The sequence below is a fragment of the Pseudomonas sp. S1_G07 genome (genome assembly GCF_054668565.1).
Map to the genome: position 1 here is coordinate 2,383,964 of NZ_CP162778.1, position 16,682 is coordinate 2,400,645.

19 protein-coding genes are annotated in these 16,682 nt (G+C 60.3%); 14 read left to right on the forward strand and 5 right to left on the reverse strand.

Features of this window, described 5'->3' with window-relative positions:
• Positions 1-203 precede the first annotated feature (203 nt).
• The 6 genes from adk (at position 204) to AB4O05_RS10890 (ending at position 4,505) form a co-directional block, all read left to right on the forward strand.
• Entirely contained in the window at positions 204-851 is a 648-nt protein-coding gene (gene adk / locus AB4O05_RS10865) for an adenylate kinase (protein ID WP_460131043.1), read from the forward strand.
• Positions 852-941: 90 nt separating this feature from the next.
• Positions 942-1,628 carry a tRNA (adenosine(37)-N6)-threonylcarbamoyltransferase complex dimerization subunit type 1 TsaB gene (gene tsaB, locus AB4O05_RS10870; RefSeq protein ID WP_460131041.1) on the forward strand — a complete coding sequence of 229 codons (687 nt, stop codon included), beginning with the start codon at positions 942-944 and terminating at the stop codon, positions 1,626-1,628.
• A gap of 160 nt (positions 1,629-1,788) precedes the next feature.
• On the forward strand, positions 1,789-2,088 hold the full coding sequence (locus AB4O05_RS10875) for a hypothetical protein (RefSeq protein ID WP_460131039.1): 300 nt from the start codon (positions 1,789-1,791) through the stop codon (positions 2,086-2,088).
• Positions 2,088-2,948, forward strand: coding sequence for a DUF72 domain-containing protein (locus AB4O05_RS10880; RefSeq protein WP_460131036.1), 861 nt, complete (start codon positions 2,088-2,090; stop codon positions 2,946-2,948). The genes AB4O05_RS10875 and AB4O05_RS10880 overlap by 1 nt, the downstream gene beginning before the upstream one ends.
• Before the next feature lie 27 nt (positions 2,949-2,975).
• Positions 2,976-3,803: an isocitrate lyase/PEP mutase family protein gene (locus tag AB4O05_RS10885; protein ID WP_460131033.1), complete on the forward strand. Its 828-nt coding sequence runs from the start codon at positions 2,976-2,978 to the stop codon at positions 3,801-3,803.
• A 3-nt stretch (positions 3,804-3,806) separates the two neighbouring features.
• Positions 3,807-4,505 (forward strand): extensin-like domain-containing protein, encoded by a 699-nt coding sequence (locus AB4O05_RS10890; RefSeq protein ID WP_460131030.1) that lies wholly within the window; start codon positions 3,807-3,809, stop codon positions 4,503-4,505.
• Here AB4O05_RS10890 and AB4O05_RS10895 read toward each other — a convergent pair.
• On the reverse strand, positions 4,502-5,116 hold the full coding sequence (locus tag AB4O05_RS10895; protein ID WP_460131028.1) for an energy transducer TonB: 615 nt from the start codon (positions 5,114-5,116) through the stop codon (positions 4,502-4,504). The genes AB4O05_RS10890 and AB4O05_RS10895 overlap by 4 nt on opposite strands.
• 96 nt (positions 5,117-5,212) lie before the next feature.
• On the opposite strand from AB4O05_RS10895, the gene AB4O05_RS10900 reads away from it, so the two are divergent.
• Complete coding sequence (locus tag AB4O05_RS10900) at positions 5,213-5,995, forward strand: class I SAM-dependent methyltransferase (RefSeq protein ID WP_460131027.1); 783 nt, start codon at positions 5,213-5,215, stop codon at positions 5,993-5,995.
• Between the two features lie 50 nt (positions 5,996-6,045).
• On the opposite strand, the gene AB4O05_RS10905 is transcribed toward AB4O05_RS10900, so the two are convergent.
• Complete coding sequence (locus tag AB4O05_RS10905) at positions 6,046-6,699, reverse strand: TetR/AcrR family transcriptional regulator (protein WP_460131026.1); 654 nt, start codon at positions 6,697-6,699, stop codon at positions 6,046-6,048.
• 93 nt (positions 6,700-6,792) lie between these two features.
• Here AB4O05_RS10905 and AB4O05_RS10910 point away from each other — a divergent pair, with 93 nt between their 5' ends.
• Positions 6,793-7,893: an efflux RND transporter periplasmic adaptor subunit gene (locus AB4O05_RS10910; RefSeq protein WP_460131024.1), complete on the forward strand. Its 1,101-nt coding sequence runs from the start codon at positions 6,793-6,795 to the stop codon at positions 7,891-7,893.
• Positions 7,894-7,899: 6 nt separating this feature from the next.
• Positions 7,900-10,965: an efflux RND transporter permease subunit gene (locus tag AB4O05_RS10915; protein WP_460131022.1), complete on the forward strand. Its 3,066-nt coding sequence runs from the start codon at positions 7,900-7,902 to the stop codon at positions 10,963-10,965.
• A 135-nt stretch (positions 10,966-11,100) separates the two neighbouring features.
• Here the strand turns inward: AB4O05_RS10915 and AB4O05_RS10920 are convergent, their stop codons facing one another.
• Positions 11,101-11,646 carry an Lrp/AsnC family transcriptional regulator gene (locus AB4O05_RS10920; RefSeq protein WP_460131020.1) on the reverse strand — a complete coding sequence of 182 codons (546 nt, stop codon included), beginning with the start codon at positions 11,644-11,646 and terminating at the stop codon, positions 11,101-11,103.
• A gap of 107 nt (positions 11,647-11,753) precedes the next feature.
• Between AB4O05_RS10920 and AB4O05_RS10925 the strand changes: the two genes are divergently transcribed.
• The 5 genes from AB4O05_RS10925 to AB4O05_RS10945 all read left to right on the forward strand — a co-directional run bounded on the left by AB4O05_RS10925 (position 11,754) and on the right by AB4O05_RS10945 (position 15,481).
• Entirely contained in the window at positions 11,754-12,518 is a 765-nt protein-coding gene (locus AB4O05_RS10925) for a HalD/BesD family halogenase (RefSeq protein ID WP_460131019.1), read from the forward strand.
• A 44-nt stretch (positions 12,519-12,562) separates the two neighbouring features.
• Positions 12,563-13,879, forward strand: a complete 1,317-nt coding sequence (locus tag AB4O05_RS10930; protein WP_460131018.1) for a serine hydroxymethyltransferase — start codon at positions 12,563-12,565, stop codon at positions 13,877-13,879.
• A gap of 32 nt (positions 13,880-13,911) precedes the next feature.
• The gene (locus AB4O05_RS10935; RefSeq protein ID WP_460131016.1) at positions 13,912-14,529 is read left to right on the forward strand and encodes a LysE family translocator; all 618 of its coding nucleotides are present in this window, start codon (positions 13,912-13,914) and stop codon (positions 14,527-14,529) included.
• 49 nt (positions 14,530-14,578) lie between these two features.
• Positions 14,579-15,172: a LysE family translocator gene (locus AB4O05_RS10940; protein ID WP_460131015.1), complete on the forward strand. Its 594-nt coding sequence runs from the start codon at positions 14,579-14,581 to the stop codon at positions 15,170-15,172.
• A gap of 123 nt (positions 15,173-15,295) precedes the next feature.
• Positions 15,296-15,481 carry a hypothetical protein gene (locus AB4O05_RS10945; protein WP_460131012.1) on the forward strand — a complete coding sequence of 62 codons (186 nt, stop codon included), beginning with the start codon at positions 15,296-15,298 and terminating at the stop codon, positions 15,479-15,481.
• Between the two features lie 69 nt (positions 15,482-15,550).
• Here the strand turns inward: AB4O05_RS10945 and AB4O05_RS10950 are convergent, their stop codons facing one another.
• Together AB4O05_RS10950 and AB4O05_RS10955 are read right to left on the reverse strand one after the other, a co-directional pair.
• A complete protein-coding gene (locus AB4O05_RS10950; RefSeq protein WP_460131011.1) occupies positions 15,551-16,240 on the reverse strand; it encodes a DUF4197 domain-containing protein in 690 nt (229 codons plus the stop codon).
• Between the two features lie 25 nt (positions 16,241-16,265).
• Complete coding sequence (locus tag AB4O05_RS10955) at positions 16,266-16,667, reverse strand: YbaY family lipoprotein (protein ID WP_460131008.1); 402 nt, start codon at positions 16,665-16,667, stop codon at positions 16,266-16,268.
• Positions 16,668-16,682 lie beyond the last annotated feature (15 nt).

Genomic DNA, 16,682 nt, shown 5'->3' on the forward strand with positions numbered 1-16,682 from the left:
GCATACCCTACCTATGAGGCATGCGCGGTGCGGGTTCCTGCGACTTTTGGCGGCTTGTGTGGTTAGGGCCCGCTGTGTATCTTGATCAGCCTTTGGCCGTTTGGGCGGCATGGGCCCATATTTTTACGAGCCATATTTTTACGAGATTGGCCCCTCGCGGCGAATCCGAGCGTCATCTCTATAAAAAATTGAGGAGCACATCGATGCGCGTCATTCTGCTGGGAGCTCCCGGGGCCGGTAAAGGTACTCAGGCAAAGTTCATCACTGAAAAATTCGGCATTCCACAAATCTCCACCGGTGACATGCTGCGCGCTGCCGTCAAGGCCGGCACCGAGCTGGGCCTGATCGCCAAGAGCGTGATGGACAGCGGCGGCCTGGTCTCCGATGAACTGATCATCAACCTGGTCAAGGAACGCATCAGCCAGGACGACTGCAAGAACGGTTTCCTGTTCGACGGCTTCCCACGCACCATTCCCCAGGCTGAAGCCCTGGTGAAGGCCGGCGTCGAGCTGGACGCCGTGGTCGAAATTGCCGTTGAAGACGAAGAAATCGTCCAGCGTATTGCCGGCCGTCGTGTCCACGAAGGTTCGGGCCGCGTGTATCACATCGTCTATAACCCGCCGAAGGTTGAAGGCAAGGACGATGTGACCGGCGAAGACCTGGTACAGCGCAAAGACGACACCGAAGAAACCGTGCGTCATCGCCTGTCGGTCTACCACTCCCAGACCAAACCGCTGGTGGATTTCTACCAGAAGCTGTCCGCTGCCCACGGCAAGCCGAAGTACAGCCATATCCCTGGCGTCGGTTCGGTGGAAGCCATCACCGCCAAGGTGCTGCAAGCACTGAGCTGATCCTTTGATCGGCTTCACGTACAACGGCCCGCTTGCGGGCCGTTGTTGTTTATACTGGCGCACTTTTTTTCGACTTGGACACCCACACCGATGAGCACCCTGCTGGCCCTGGACACCGCGACTGAAGCTTGCTCCGTTGCCTTGCTGCATGATGGCAAAGTCACAAGCCACTACGAGGTGATTCCGCGCCTGCATGCGCAAAAACTGTTGCCGATGATCAAGCAACTGCTCGAAGACGCGGGCACCAGCCTGGCGGCCATCGATGCCATTGCCTTTGGCCGTGGTCCGGGGGCCTTTACCGGCGTACGTATCGCCATTGGCGTGGTCCAGGGCCTGGCCTTTGCGCTGGAGCGCCCGGTATTGCCGGTCTCCAACCTTGCCGTGCTGGCCCAGCGCGCCCTGCGTGAGCACGGTGCCCGCCAGGTGGCGGCGGCGATTGATGCGCGCATGGATGAAGTCTATTGGGGCTGCTATCGCGAAACCGCAGGCGAGATGCGCTTGGTCGGCGTAGAAGCCGTGCAGTCGCCTGAAGCCTCCGTACTGCCGGCAGATGCCAGCGGTGAGTGGTTTGGTGCCGGCACCGGTTGGGGTTATGGCGAGCGCATCGCCGTACAGCCCACGGGCCGGGACGCGGCAATGCTGCCCCACGCTGAAGACTTGCTGACCTTGGCCCGCTTTGCGTTTGAACGCGGCGAAGCAATTGCCGCCGACCAGGCCGCACCGGTTTACCTGCGCGACAAAGTTGCGCAAACCAAGGCCGAACGCGGGATTATTTGACGTCAAAAATGATGGCAATGTGGCGCAAAAATCGCCAATCGTCAGAATGTGCTCGGGTTTTTAAACCTTTTTCAAATTATGTGTTCTAGTTATCACCAGAGCATTTGCGCGTTACGGATTGCGCCACTAAAATGCCATCACCGATACTGAGTTCGCATCGATGCGTATAGACGGATTTTCCTCACAGTCCTACCCCCTCAAGCGTAAGCCACGTAAGGCGAACGTCACGGTAGACGAATCCGTCGAGGATTCACCGGACTTCATCGAAGTGCAGTCTGAGGCGTCCAGCACTCAAGGTGCCGCAAGCGCGCGTATCAGTGGTGTTCCTGCCCGTCAGCAAGACATGGTCTTCCCGCGTTCCATGAGCAAAAGCGTGGCCACTGCCCTGGCCAGCTACCTGACTACCGCCGGCTTTGTCGAATGGGATATGGAAGTGCTGGGCCTCGACATCCACATCTGATGCACCTGCCTTACTTCATCGGTTGCCCATCCTGGAGCGAAAACGCCTGGCGCGAGTACCTGTACCCGGCCGATGCCCGCTCCAGCGATTATCTCGCGCTTTATTCCCAGGTCTTCAACGCCGTTGAAGGCAACACCACGTTCTACGCTCGACCCTCGGCCGCCACGGTGCAGCGCTGGGCGCACATCATGCCCGAAGATTTTCGCTTCACCGCCAAGTTCCCCGGTGATATCAGCCACGGTGGCGACTTGCGTGAGCAGTTGCCGGCGGCGCAGAGTTTTGTCGGTTTGTTGAGCCCCCTGGGTGAGCGGGTGTCGCCGCTGTGGCTGCAATTGGCTGCGAGTTTCTCGCCGCAACGCCTGGCTGAGCTGGCCGGCTTCATTGATGGCCTGGAACGCCCGCTGGCCGTGGAAGTGCGCCACCCGGAGTTCTTCGCCAAGGGCGATGCCGAGCGCATGCTCAACCGCCTGCTGCGCGATCGGGGTGTGGAGCGCATCTGCCTCGACCCGCGCGCGCTGTTCAGTTGCACCTCCACTTCAGCGGCGGTGCTGCATGCCCAATCGAAAAAGCCCAAGGTGCCGCCACGCCCGGCAGCGCTGACTGCGTTTCCCCAAGTGCGCTTTATCGGCCATCCGGAGCTGGAGGCCAACGATCCATTCCTGCTCCCGTGGGTTGAAAAAATCGCCGGCTGGATCGAAGAAGGCCGCACGCCCTACGTGTTCCTGCACACCTCGGACAATCGCCTGGCCGCGCAACTGGCGCTGCGTTTTCACGCCAGGTTGATGGCGCGTCTGCCCGGCCTTCCGGCACTGCCGACCTTGGATCGGCAGCCCGAAGCCGAACAACTGGGGTTACTCTAGGGCTCCTTTTCCCGCCAGGAGTCAGTCATGGATGCCCAAACCCTTCGCGCCGAAACTTTCAAGGCCCTGCACGAGCGCGATCGTGCGTTTGTGATGCCCAACCCGTGGGACGCCGGCTCCGCTGTGATGCTCGCCAGCCTGGGCTTCGAAGCCTTGGCCACTACCAGTGCAGGTTATGCCTTCAGCATGGGGCGCCCGGATGCCGAAGGGGCGTTGTCCCTGGAAGACACGTTGCTCAATGCCGAGATGATCGCCAAGGCCACGGCGCTGCCGGTGGCGGCGGACCTCGAAAACGGCTTCAGCGACACCCCCGCCGGCTGTGCCGAAACGATCCTGCGCGCTGCCGCCACGGGTATCGTCGGTGGCTCCATCGAGGACGCCACCGGCCTTGCGGTTGACCCGATCTATCCTTTCGACTTGTCGGTTGAGCGTGTGGAAGCCGCGGTTGCCGCCGCCCGCCGCCTGCCATTCGCCTTCACCCTGACCGCTCGCGCGGAAAACCTCCTGCATGGGCGCCTGGATTTGCCCGACACCATTCGGCGCCTGCAAGCCTACGCCGAGGCCGGTGCCGACGTGCTGTACGCGCCGGGACTGCGCAATGCCGAGGAGGTGCTGGCGGTGGTCAAGGCGGTGGCGCCCAAGCCGGTAAATGTGTTGATGTCCGGCGGGCTGAAGCTGAGCGTGGCGCAATTGAGCGCCATGGGCGTCAAGCGCATCAGCGTCGGCTCGGCCATGGCGCTGGCGGCCTATGGCGAGTTTTATCGCGCGGCCCAGGAAGTGTTCGAGCTGGGCACCTTCACCTTTACCGAGCGCTCGATGCCGTTCAGCCAGGCCAATCAGTTCTTCAAGGGCTAAGCGATGCGTTTTTTCAAGGTGATGGGCACGCTGCTGTTGCTCGGCGGTGCCGTTGCCCTCGGGGTGTGGCGTGGCTGGTTGCCGCTGCCGGCGGCATGGAACCCGTGGGCGCCGCTCGATGTGCGGGCCAGCCCGAACCTGTTGACCCGCTACAAGCTCGGCCGCCTGCGGGATGACCCCGCGTTGTGCGATCAGGTGCTGAAAACCTCGGGCCTGCGTGTGAGCCATCAGGCTGACTCACCCGTCGATGCGGCTTGCCCCTTGCGCAATACCTTGCGCGTACAAGGGGCCGACGTGGGATTAAGCAGCAGCTTTCTCGCCAGTTGCCCGCTGGCCGTGGCGTTCGCCCTGTTCGAGCGCCACAGCCTGCAACCGGCGGCCCAGGCGATATTCGGCCAGGCGGTGACGCGGGTCGATCACTTGGGCAGCTTCGCCTGTCGCAATGTGTATAACCGTGCTGAAGGGCGGCTGAGCCAGCATGCGTCGGCCAATGCCTTGGATATTGCCGGTTTCCGTCTGGCGGATGGGCGCAGCATCAGTGTGCTCAAGGACTGGCCGGGGCAGGGCGACAGCGCGCGGTTCCTGCGCCAGGTGCGCGAGGCGGCCTGTGATGATTTCAATGTGGTGCTGAGCCCGGACTACAACGCCGCGCACCGCAACCATTTCCACTTGGACATGGGGCGCTGGTGGGTATGTCGCTAGGCGGCCAGGCGCAGGTTGTGTGTGATCAGCGGGCGCGCCCAGTAATAGTCGAAGTCCAGGGCTTTCTGCTGCGCCACCAGTTCTTCGGTTGGGTAAGGCGTGGCCGGCGGCGGCAACAGGTCCAGTTCGAATTCGGCAATCGGCAGGTGCAATGGCCGTGGTTCCGGCGCCGGGCCTGGCTCTGGCAGTGGCTGGCCTGCGGTCAGTACGATCGGGCGAACCCAACCGCTTTCAAAATTCTGCTGACGTTGCTGGGCGATGATTTCTTCTTCCGGGAATGGGGTGGCGGCCGGTGGCAGCAACTCGGTCTCGAATTCGGCGATGGGCAGGAACAACGGTTCAGGCGGGGCGATTTTGGTGTCTTTCACGTCGCACTCACGCTGGGTCAGGATCTGTGACAGCAGGTCGGCGCCGGCGCTGGGTTCAACCGCCGGGTCCGCCGGTGTCCGGGCGACCGGAGCGCCGGGCGTATCGCCGAGCTGTTCGGCCAGCGCCCGGGCGAAGAAGTCCTGCCACACATGGCTCACCCCGGCCAGCGCTTGAGTATTGCGCAGGCCGTAGTGGTTGTGGGTCGGCAGTACACCGATGGTTAGGGGGAGAATGTCTGACATTTTTCTCGGTCGCCGCTCAGCTCTGGCAAAATACCTGACTGTTGGTTTTATCGGCCGTTGTTTGCCGATCCTTAATATTTTTGAGCGTAGCGATTGATGAGCGAACAACCAGCGGCCAGCCGCATCCAGGTCGAGGCCATGGCCGAAGGTTTCAAGGACCGCGCCGAGCAGTGGGCACAGTTGCTCGACTTGCCGTTGCACTGTGCGGATGCGGATTTTTCGCTGCAGGTTGGCGAGCACGGCCTACAGTTGCAGCAGCTCGGGCCTGACGCACCGGGGCCCGTGCGAGTGGACTTCGTAGAGGGTGGCGCGGCCCATCGCCGTTTGTACGGCGGCGGCAGTGGCCAGATGATCGCCAAGGCCGTAGGCATCGCCCAAGGCGTGCGTCCACGGGTGTTGGACGCCACGGCCGGCCTGGGCAAGGACGCGTTTGTGCTGGCCAGCCTGGGCTGCGAGATGAGCCTGATCGAACGCCAGCCGCTGATCGGCGCCTTGCTCGAGGATGGTCTGGCGCGCGGCGCGGATGATTTCGACGTAGCGCCGATCGTGGCGCGCATGAAGTTGCTCAAGGGCAACTCCATCGACGTGATGCTCAATTGGGAAGGCGAGCCGCCCCAGGTGATCTACCTCGACCCGATGTTCCCTCACCGTGAAAAAACCGCCCTGGTGAAGAAGGAAATGCGCCTGTTCCGGCCCTTGGTAGGCGATGATCCGGACGCACCCGCTTTGCTGGCCGCCGCCCTGGCCCTGGCCAGCCACCGCGTGGTGGTCAAGCGCCCGCGCAAGGCGCCGTGTATCGAGGGGCCCAAGCCGAGCCACGCGCTGGATGGCAAGTCCAGCCGCTATGACATCTATCCTAAAAAAGCGCTCAAGTCTTAAGCTGCAAGCTCCAAGTTGCAAGCAAAGCGCTTTTCCCTTGCAGCTTGCAGCTAATAGCTTGCAACCGCCCCTCTCCTATACGCTCGCATAAACAATCCCACCACATCCTGCACATGGGCTTCGGCGGCTTCCTCACTCAGTTTTCCGCCGCAGCCATACAGCAGGCAGAAATTCGCCGTGCCCTTGAGCAGGCAAAAAAAGTGCTCGGCCGCCGTAAACGGTTTGTCGATGCTCAGGGCGCCGTTCTGATCGAGTTTGCTGAGCAGGCGTTCCATGCCCTGCAACATGCGCATCGGCCCGGCCTCGAAAAATATCTGTGAGAGTTTCACGTCCTGATTGCCGGTGGTCATCATCAGCCGGTGCAGGTTCACCGACTCTTCGCTGTTGATCAGCCGGTGGAACCCTCGGGCGATATTCAACAGCACCGTCTCCACGGGCACGTCGTCGGGCAACTCGAAGTACATCACCGGCAACTGTTCTTCGCACTTGGCCACCACGGCGGCGGTGAACAAGGTCTCCTTGTCGGTGAAGTGGCTGTAGACGGTGAGTTTCGACACTCCGGCCTCAAGGGCCACCGCATCCATGCTGGTACTGGCGTAGCCATTGCTCAAAAACAGGATTTTCGCGGCTTCGAGAATTGCCTGGCGTTTTGCCATGTCCTTGGGACGCCCAGGGCTGTTGGTGTTTACGGGATTGTCGGACATTTTTACCTTTAATACTGGACTGGCGAGTTTGGTATTAATAACATACCAGCCAGTATAATTATTCCTAGCTTCATTTGCGAAAGGTCCTTCAGCATGCGCAGCTCTTTCCTACCCCTTGCGTTGCCTGTCAGTCTGCTCTTGCTCCTGTCCGCCTGTGGCCATGAAGAAGCGGCCCAGACCACTGTCCGCCCGGCCATGGTGGTGCAGCCACAGCCCTCGGCGCAGGCGATGGACAGCTTCCCCGGCGAAGTGCGCGCACGCTATGAGCCGGACCTGGCCTTTCGCATCGGTGGCAAAGTCAGCAAGCGGCTGGTGGAGGAGGGCGAACGGGTCAAGGCCAATCAGGCGCTGGCGGAGCTCGACCCCCAGGACGTGCGCCTGCAACTGGAAGCCGCCCGCGCCCAGGTGGCCGCCGCCGAGGCCAACCTGAAGCTGGTACGCGCCGAACGCGACCGCTACAAGACCCTGATGGACCGTCAGATGGTCAGCCGTTCCCAATATGACAATGCCGAAAATCTCTACCGATCCGGTGAAGCGCGCCTCAAGCAGATCAAGGCCGAGTTCGACGTGGCCAGTAACCAGACCGGATACGCCGTGTTGCGCGCGCCGCAGGATGGCGTGGTCGTCAAGCGCGCGGTGGAAGTCGGCCAAGTGGTGTCCGCCGGGCAAACCGTGTTCACCCTGGCCACCGATGGTGAACGTGAGGTGTTGATCAGCCTGCCCGAACAGGCTTTTGGTCGCTTCAAGATCGGCCAGCCGGTTGCGGTGGAGTTGTGGAGCCAGCCGGACCAACGTTTTGCCGGGCTCATTCGTGAGTTGTCACCGGCCGCCGATCCCAAGTCGCGCACCTTCGCCGCCCGCGTCGCGTTCACCAGCGGCAGGGTCCCGGCTGAACTGGGCCAGAGCGCTCGCGTATTCGTACAGGCCGCTGGCGTTATTGCGCTGTCGGTGCCGCTGTCTGCCTTGAGTGCGCAGAACGGTGAGTCCTACGTCTGGCGCGTACAGCCGGACAACACCCTCAAGCGTACCCCGGTGCGAATCGGCGCCTTCGGTGAAAAGAGCGTGCCGGTGCTGGAAGGCTTGAGCCCGACGGATTGGGTGATCGCCGCCGGTGTGCATGTGCTCCACGAGGGCCAGCAGGTGCGCCCGGTGGATCGCTCCAATCGTGTGGTGAATCTGGCGGCCAAGGAGTAGTTCCCGATGGGTTTCAATCTTTCCGAATGGGCGTTGCGTAATCGCCAGATCGTACTGTTTCTGATGATACTGCTGGCCGTTGTCGGCACCTTGTCCTACACCAAACTGGGGCAAAGCGAAGATCCGCCGTTCACCTTCAAGGCCATGGTGATCAAGACCAACTGGCCCGGCGCCACGGCCCAGGAAGTCTCGCGACAGGTCACCGAGCGCATCGAGAAAAAGCTCATGGAGACCGGCGAATACGAGCGCATCGTCTCCTTCTCGCGCCCCGGCGAATCCCAGGTCACCTTCATCGCCCGCGACTCTATGCGCTCAGCGCAGATTCCCGAGCTGTGGTATCAGGTACGCAAGAAGATCAGCGATATTCGCCAGACGTTGCCGCCGGATATCCAGGGACCGTTTTTCAATGACGAATTCGGCACCACGTTTGGCAATATCTACGCCCTGACCGGCAACGGTTTCGACTACGCCGTGCTCAAGGACTACGCCGACCGCATCCAGATCCAACTGCAACGGGTGGCGGATGTGGGCAAGGTCGAGTTGATCGGCCTGCAGGACGAGAAAATCTGGATCGAACTGTCCAACCTCAAGCTGGCCACCCTCGGTTTGCCCCTGGCGGCAGTGCAGCAGGCGTTACAGGAACAGAATGCGGTCTCCACCGCCGGCTTCTTTGAAACCCCGAGCGAGCGCGTGCAGCTGCGTGTGTCGGGTAACTTCAAAACGGTGGAAGAAATTCGCAACTTTCCGATTCGTGTCGGTGATCGCACCTTCCGTATCGGCGATGTGGCCGACATCCACCGTGGGTTCAACGACCCGCCCGCGCCGCGCATGCGTTATATGGGCGAAGACGCCATCGGCCTGGCCGTGGCCATGCGCGACGGTGGCGACATCCTGGTGCTGGGCAAGGCCCTTGAAGGTGAATTCGCACGCCTGCAGAAGAACCTTCCGGCCGGTATGGAGCTGCGCAAGGTATCGGACCAGCCGGCCGCGGTGAAAACCGGCGTTGGCGAATTCGTCCAGGTGTTGGCCGAGGCCCTGGCGATTGTGTTGCTGGTGAGCTTTTTCTCCCTGGGCGTACGCACCGGCTTGGTAGTGGCACTGGCCATTCCACTGGTGCTGGCAATGACCTTTGCCAGCATGTATTACCTCGGCATCGGCCTGCACAAGATCTCCCTCGGCGCCCTGGTCCTGGCCCTCGGCTTGCTGGTGGATGACGCGATCATCGCCGTGGAAATGATGGCGATCAAAATGGAGCAGGGTTATGACCGGCTCAAAGCCGCGAGTTTCGCCTGGACCAGCACGGCGTTCCCGATGCTCACCGGTACGTTGATCACGGCGGCCGGCTTCCTGCCGATTGCCACTGCGCAATCGGGCACCGGCGAATACACCCGTTCGATCTTCCAGGTGGTGACCCTCGCCTTGCTGGCCTCCTGGGTCGCCGCCGTGGTGTTTGTGCCGTACCTGGGGGAAAAGCTCCTGCCGGACCTGGCGAAGATTCACGCAGCCAAGCACGGTACAGACGGGCCTGATCCCTACGGCACGCCGTTCTACCAGCGAGTAAGACGTTTGGTGGAATGGTGCGTACGCCGACGCAAAACCGTGATCGTGCTGACCTTGCTGTTGTTTATCGGTTCGGTGGCGCTGTTCCGCTTTGTGCCGCAACAGTTCTTCCCCGCTTCCGGTCGCCTGGAGTTGATGGTCGATCTGAAACTGGCCGAAGGCGCCTCCCTGAGCAACACCGCCGACCAGGTCAAGCGCCTGGAGGCCCTGCTCAAGGAACATGCCGGCATCGACAACTACGTGGCTTACGTCGGCACGGGATCGCCGCGTTTCTACCTGCCCCTGGACCAGCAACTGCCGGCCGCCAGTTTCGCCCAGTTCGTCGTGCTGTCGAAGACCATCGAGGAGCGCGAAAACCTGCGTGTCTGGCTGATCGAGACCCTCAACGAGCAATTCCCCGCGCTTCGTTCGCGCGTCACCCGCCTGGAAAACGGCCCGCCCGTGGGGTACCCGGTGCAGTTTCGCGTGACCGGCGAGCACATCGAGGAGGTCCGCGCCCTGGCACGCAAGGTCGCGGCCAAGGTCCGCGAAAATCCGCACGTGGCCAACGTGCACCTGGACTGGGAAGAACCGAGCAAAATTGTCTACCTCAATATCGACCAGGACCGCGCCCGTGCCCTCGGGGTAAGCACCGCCAATCTGTCGAAATTCCTGCAGAGTTCGCTGACCGGCTCCAGCGTCAGCCAATACCGCGAGGATAACGAGTTGATCGAAATCCTCCTGCGCGGCACCGTCCACGAACGCACGGAACTGTCGCTGCTGCCCAGCCTGGCCGTGCCGACCGACAATGGTAAAAGCGTGGCGCTGTCGCAAATCGCGACCCTCGAGTATGGCTTCGAAGAAGGCATCATCTGGCACCGCAACCGCCTGCCCACCGTGACTGTTCGCGGCGATATCTATGGCAAGGAACAACCGGCGACCCTGGTCCAGCAGATCCTGCCGACCCTCGCAGGCGTGCGCGCCGAGTTGCCCGACGGTTACCTGCTGGACGTCGGCGGCACCGTCGAAGACTCCGCCCGCGGGCAGAATTCGGTGAAAGCCGGTGTGCCGCTGTTTATTGTGGTGGTGCTGACCTTGCTGATGCTGCAACTGCGCAGCTTCTCACGCACGGCGATGGTGTTTCTTACCGCACCCCTGGGCCTGATCGGCGTCACCTTGTTCCTGCTGGTGTTTCGCCAACCCTTCGGCTTCGTGGCCATGCTGGGTACCATCGCCCTGTCGGGCATGATCATGCGCAACTCGGTGATCCTGGTGGACCAGATCGAACAGGACATCAAGGCAGGCCTGGCGCCGTGGCAGGCGATTATCGAAGCCACTGTGCGACGTTTTCGACCGATTGTTCTGACGGCCCTCGCTGCAGTGCTGGCGATGATCCCGCTGTCACGCAGCGTGTTTTTCGGCCCGATGGCGGTGGCGATCATGGGTGGGTTGATTGTGGCGACGGCGTTGACGTTACTGTTTCTGCCGGCACTTTATGCTGCCTGGTTTGGTGTCAGGAAAGACCCTCGATAAGGGTATGTATAAGTATGTTATGTGTACTGACCCGTATATAAAAGATATGGGTCTTTTTCAGAGAGGGGCAAGGCGGGGGGACAACCTGATATCCGATAACTGCTATTAAAGCCTGGATATCTTTCCCGGCTGTATTTAAAGTGCGGGTGGCTTTTTATCCACGGTTTTTATGATCGATGTATTGGTGTCGGCCAGTGGCGAGATTTGTTTAAGGGTCTGGTCCAAGTGGCCGACAGAGTCGGTATATAAGTGGCAAACGAAACTATCTTCACCTGTGATCTTGTAGCACACCACACACTCAGGCATGTCCTTGAGCAATTGCTCCACCGCCTGGAACTGCCCCGTAAAAGGCTTGACCCGAACCAGTGCCTGCAGCGCAAAGCCCAAGGCCTCGGCCCCCAGTTCCACGCTGAAACCGCTGATCATCCCTGCCACTTCCAGGCGCTTTATACGCTCGCTGCACGCGGGCGCGGATAATCCAACCTGTCGTCCGAGCGCGCGAATGGATGCGCGCGCGTTCTGGTGCAGGGCGAGAACCAACGCACGATCTATCGGGTCCAGTTTCTGGCCGCTCTTTGTAAGCTTTTTCATTAGATGAACCTTACGAACAGTGATGAAATAGCGAGAAAATCTTACATACCATAGATTAACAAAAAAAGAATGGATTTTTTTAAAGGGCATACCTATCGTTTGGCAGGCAGTTGCACGCAGTACTGTGCCTTTCATCTGATCAGTGTGGACTGCTATATCGCTATTTCAATTTCGATTTGTTCTGCCGAGGGATTGACATGAACTACGTATTTGATGAGGCACGCCTGCAGCAACACCATCATGATAATTTTCCCGAAGAAAAAGTGTTTGCTCTACGCAATGAGTTTTCTCGTAATGGTTTTATAAAGTTGCGCAATATCGTCGACGACGCGTTGCGCGAAACAATAACCGCAGAGGTCCACAGTCTGATTGAGCGTCAAATCGAACGGCGCGACCTGCACTTGGCGACCACCGATAATACGCCACGTTATATGAGCGTGGTGCGCAGCGAGTTCATTGCTGAAAATAGCCCGTTGATCGGCACGCTGTCCAAATCCAGCGTGCTACTCGACACCTTGTCGTTGATCGCCGACACCCGGATCGTGGCCTCGGTGTCGGCGGACGAGGAGTACTTGATCACCAAGCAAGAGCGCAAAGGTGATACCCACGGCTGGCACTGGGGCGATTACAGCTTCGCGTTGATCTGGATTATCGAGACGCCTCCTGTGTCCAAGGGCGGCATGCTGCAATGCGTGCCCCACACCACGTGGGATAAATCCAACCCCAGGATCCACGAACTCCTGTGCAATAACCCGATCGCGACCTACGGCTTCAACACCGGCGACATCTATTTCCTGCGCACGGACACTACCTTGCACCGCACCATCCCGCTGAATGAGGATGCCACTCGCATCATTCTGAACATGACCTGGGCGGATGAAAAATACCTCGACAGGAACCTGCATGGGAATGATCGCTGGTGGGAAGACCAGCATGTCGAGGCGGCGAAAAACCTGACGTAACGTTTGGCTTTTTCGTTATCACATGAATCCAAGGGACGATGATCATGCACGATATTCACTGCTTGCAGCACGCCAGTGCCTTACTTGAACAAGCGCAATCACACGCGGCCATGGCTGATCTGGTACGGGCAGCCGTGGTCCGCAATGAGCAGTGGCGTGGGCAGCAGTGCATTAACCTTGTGGCCGCAGAGTCCCCCACCAGCCCGTCCGTGCGCGCCTTGCTGGCCAGTGAGGTCGGCACCCGCGCTTCGGGTGGGCATATTGGGCGTGACAACCGGTTTTTCTCAGGAATGAAGAATATCGATGAACTGGAGTCGCTTTGCGTCGAGCTGTTGAAGCTTACGTTTCGTGCCCAGTACGCCGATCATCGCTTGATGGGCGGTATGGCCGCCGTGCTGGCGGCCTACACAGCCCTGGCGCGCCCGGAAGACAGTGTGATGACCGTACCGGTGATACGGGGCGGCGACACCAGTAATCGCACCAATGGGCCTCCCGGCGTGCGTGGGCTCAAGGTTTGGGACATTCCCTTTGCGCACAAGAGCGCCGAGATTGACCTCACGCGATTCAGTGAAATTGCCCGTGCCGTGAAGCCAGCGGTGATTGGTCTGGGCATGACCTTGACCCTGTTCCCGCTGCCCGTGGCCGATATCAAGGGCATCGTTTCGCCCTGGGGTGGCAAGGTCTATTTCGATGCGGCCCACCAATTGGGCCTGATCAGTGCGGGGCTGTTCCAGGACCCGCTGGCGGAAGGTGCCGACGTGATGACGGGCTCGTCCGGAAAGACCTTCAGTGGCCCGCAAGGCGGGGTGATTGCCTGGAACGACGCGAGTTTGACCCCGCTATTGCACGAGGCGATTTTCCCGACGCTGACCGGCAGCCATCAAATCAATCGGGTCGCGGCACTCGCCGTGGCGGCGACCGAGATGCTGGAATACGGACAGGCCTATATGAAGCAAGTGGTGAGCAACGCACAGGCATTGGCCATGCACTTGGAGCATCGCGGCGTGACCGCTTTCTATCGTGAACAGGGCTACACCCGTACTCATCAGATTGTGATCGACTCAAAGCCCTTTGCCAGTGGCCGCGAGGCGGTACAGCGTCTGGAGGCAGCCAATATCATTGCCAATGAGATGCCGCTGCCGTGGGATACAGACCCTTATAAGGAGTCCGGCATTCGGCTGGGCACCGTCGAAGCCACGCGACTTGGGATGAAAGAGCGGGAGATGGAGTGGATAGCCGAACAGATTGCCAAGGTACTGCTGCATAACGAGGACCCGATGGCAGTGGCCAACGGCGTGATCGACTTTATGAAGAACTATAGAACCGTCTACTACTGCCACGACAACGGCCTGCCCCGCTAAGCCCTCACCCCTTGTCCTCAGAGGAGGTCTGTATGCCAGATGCCATGCTGTCCGTTTACCAGGCGACGCTGACCTTCGCCATCGCTGCCATCGCATTGTTGGCCAGCCCCGGCCCTGCGACCCTGGCGCTGGCGGCGAGTGGGGCGGCCTATGGTATGAAGCGCTCGATTCAGTTTTTTGCCGGGATTACCCTGGGCCTGATGATCGCCATGGCCCTGGTGGCCACGGGGCTTTATGTGGTGCTGCGCAGTTTTCCGCTGCTGGCGACGGCGCTGACGATTATCTCCGTTGTTTACATTTTGTCGCTGGCTTACAGCATCGGCACCGCACCGCCCATCCAGGACGAGCAGGCCATGGTCACGCCAGGGTACGGCGCGGGGTTTGTGCTGGGGGTGGCGAATATCAAGGCGTATGCGGCGTTTGCAGCGCTGTTGGGCAGTTTCACCTTGGGCACGCCGCCGGCCTGGGAGCAGGGGACGAAGGCGCTGATTTGTCTGTTGGTGTGTGTGGTATTCGATTTTCTGTGGCTGTTCGCCGGCAGCAAATTGCGCAAGTTATTCATCCATCCGACGTGGAGTCGCGTACTTAACGTAAGCTTCGCGGTTTTGATGATCGCGACGGTGGCCTGGTCGTTCACGCTGACGCAGTAGCGGTGTGGATGCAAAAACGCTTGATCATTTCCGACCGAGGATAATCCCCATGTTTGGGACCGTTTCTGCATTGCTGTTACTGCTGGTGGTGCCTGGGCCGACCAATACCTTGTTGCTGCGCGCGGGGGTACTGTTTGGTTATGCGGCGTCGTGGCGGCTGGCGTTTATCGAGTGTCTGGCTTACCTGTTGCAGGTCTCGGCGTGGGGCGCGGCATTGCTCTATATCGCGGCTTGGTCGCCGTGGGCGGTGAAAGCCACGCAACTGGCGGCGGCCTGTTACCTGTTGTATGTGTCGTACAGGTTATGGCAACGCAAGAACAGTGTGATCAGCCCGACCCACGACCGGTTCTCCGGCGCGTATTTCTTTTTGCTGACGGTGATGAACCCCAAGGGTTTGCTGATCGTGTCGTTTATCGCACCGATGGATGCCTTCGTCACCTTGCCTGGCTATGCGACCTTCATGACCACGCTGGCAGTGGTCATCGTACCGGTAGGGTCGGCGTGGATCCTGTTCGGCAGCCGGTTCGCCGGAATGCAAACGGTGTGGTTGAGCCCCTTGAAGATCAACCGCGCAACCTCCTTGGCGATCTGCTGTTTCGCCACGCTCATGATGGGGCGGCTGGCTGACTCGCTGCTGCACTAGGACACGGGGCGGCGCCTGGCAAGGAACCATTCCTGTCCAACGGCCACTCACCATTACCTGATTGGCAGGTACCTGCTACTGCCTGGGGCAGATGCGGGAATGATTGGAACGCAAGGAGTCACCATGATTGTTTTGCCTATCCCTATTCTGATGAATCCTTTCTCGTTGCTTGGGGGCGCTTTCAAACGCTCTCAAACCAACGCCGGTGGCTGCTGCAAACCACCGCCACCTGAACCCGCCAAGCCCTGCGGCGGCAATGATCAGTTTGCTGGAAAGAGCCTCAGTATTCAGATGAACATAAAATACTGATCCTCGTGCAAGAAAACGCCCCGACTGGTCGGGGCGTTTTTTATCGCGGCGCGAAGGGGCGACAACTGTCTAGAGTGCGCCAAACACTTTTTTAGCCAGGCTGGTGGCTGCGGCGGCCGGGTTCTTGCGAAGGGTCTCTTCCTGTTGCGCAATCATCTTGAACAAACCGTCCAGCGCCTGTTCGGTCACGTAGTTTTCGACGTTGGCACTTTTGGCATCCACGGCACCAAAGGCTGCCGCCTTGCCAGCCAGGGCGTTGTACTGCTGGGCCACGCCGACCTTGTCGGTGGCGGCCTTGACGATCGGCAGGAACTTGGCGCGGATTTCTTCGCGGCTGCTCTTGTTCAGGTATTGGGTGGCCGAGTCCTGGCCGCCGCTGAGGATGCCCTTGGCGTCGGTGACGCTCATGTTCTTGACGGCATTGACCAGAATCGGCTGGGCCTGGGTCACGGCGGTTTCAGCCGCTTTGTTCATGCTGGTTTCCAGCTGGGTGACCTGATCGCCCAGGCCGAACATTTTCAGTTTGTCGGCCACCTTGCCCAGTTTGCCCGGCAGGCCGATCTTCACTTCGGGGTTGTTGCTGAAACCGCCGGGCACGCCCAGTTGTTTCACGGCAATCTGTGCGCCTTGGGTCAGTGCGTCCTTGAGGCCGCCAGTGGCGTCGCCCTGGGACAGGCTGCCAAGGGACAGTGCCATGGCGTTGGCACCGAGCAGCAGGCCGGCACACAGGGCGGTGAGGCGAAGGGTGTTGCGGAGCATGGGCGCTTCCTTATGTTCGATAAATTCAGTGAGCGACCGCATCAACCCGCAGGCGCAGGGGTTGTGGGTCCTGGCCGTTGAGCTGTACCGCGTGCCGTTGGGTGGTGATGAACAGTAGCTTGCCATCCAGTTCGATGCGAGCGCTCACCGAATAACTGTGGCCGGGTTTGACCTGCGCCGGGTCGTAGTTCAGGTGAAACGGCAGCGGCACCTGGCCTTTGACCGGGCCTTTCTGTTCGGCCAGGGTTACGGCCGGGGCATCCATCAGCGACACATCTTGCAGGCTGACGCTCAAGGTCGCTGTTGGCGGCAAGGCGATGCGTTGCAGGTAGAACACTTCGCCGTCGAGGCTGGCCTTCGGGGAGGGGCTCATGGATTGGCAGGCTCCGAGCAGGGCGGTGAGGCCCAGAAGGATGATCTTTTTCATGGTGTCGCTCCTTAT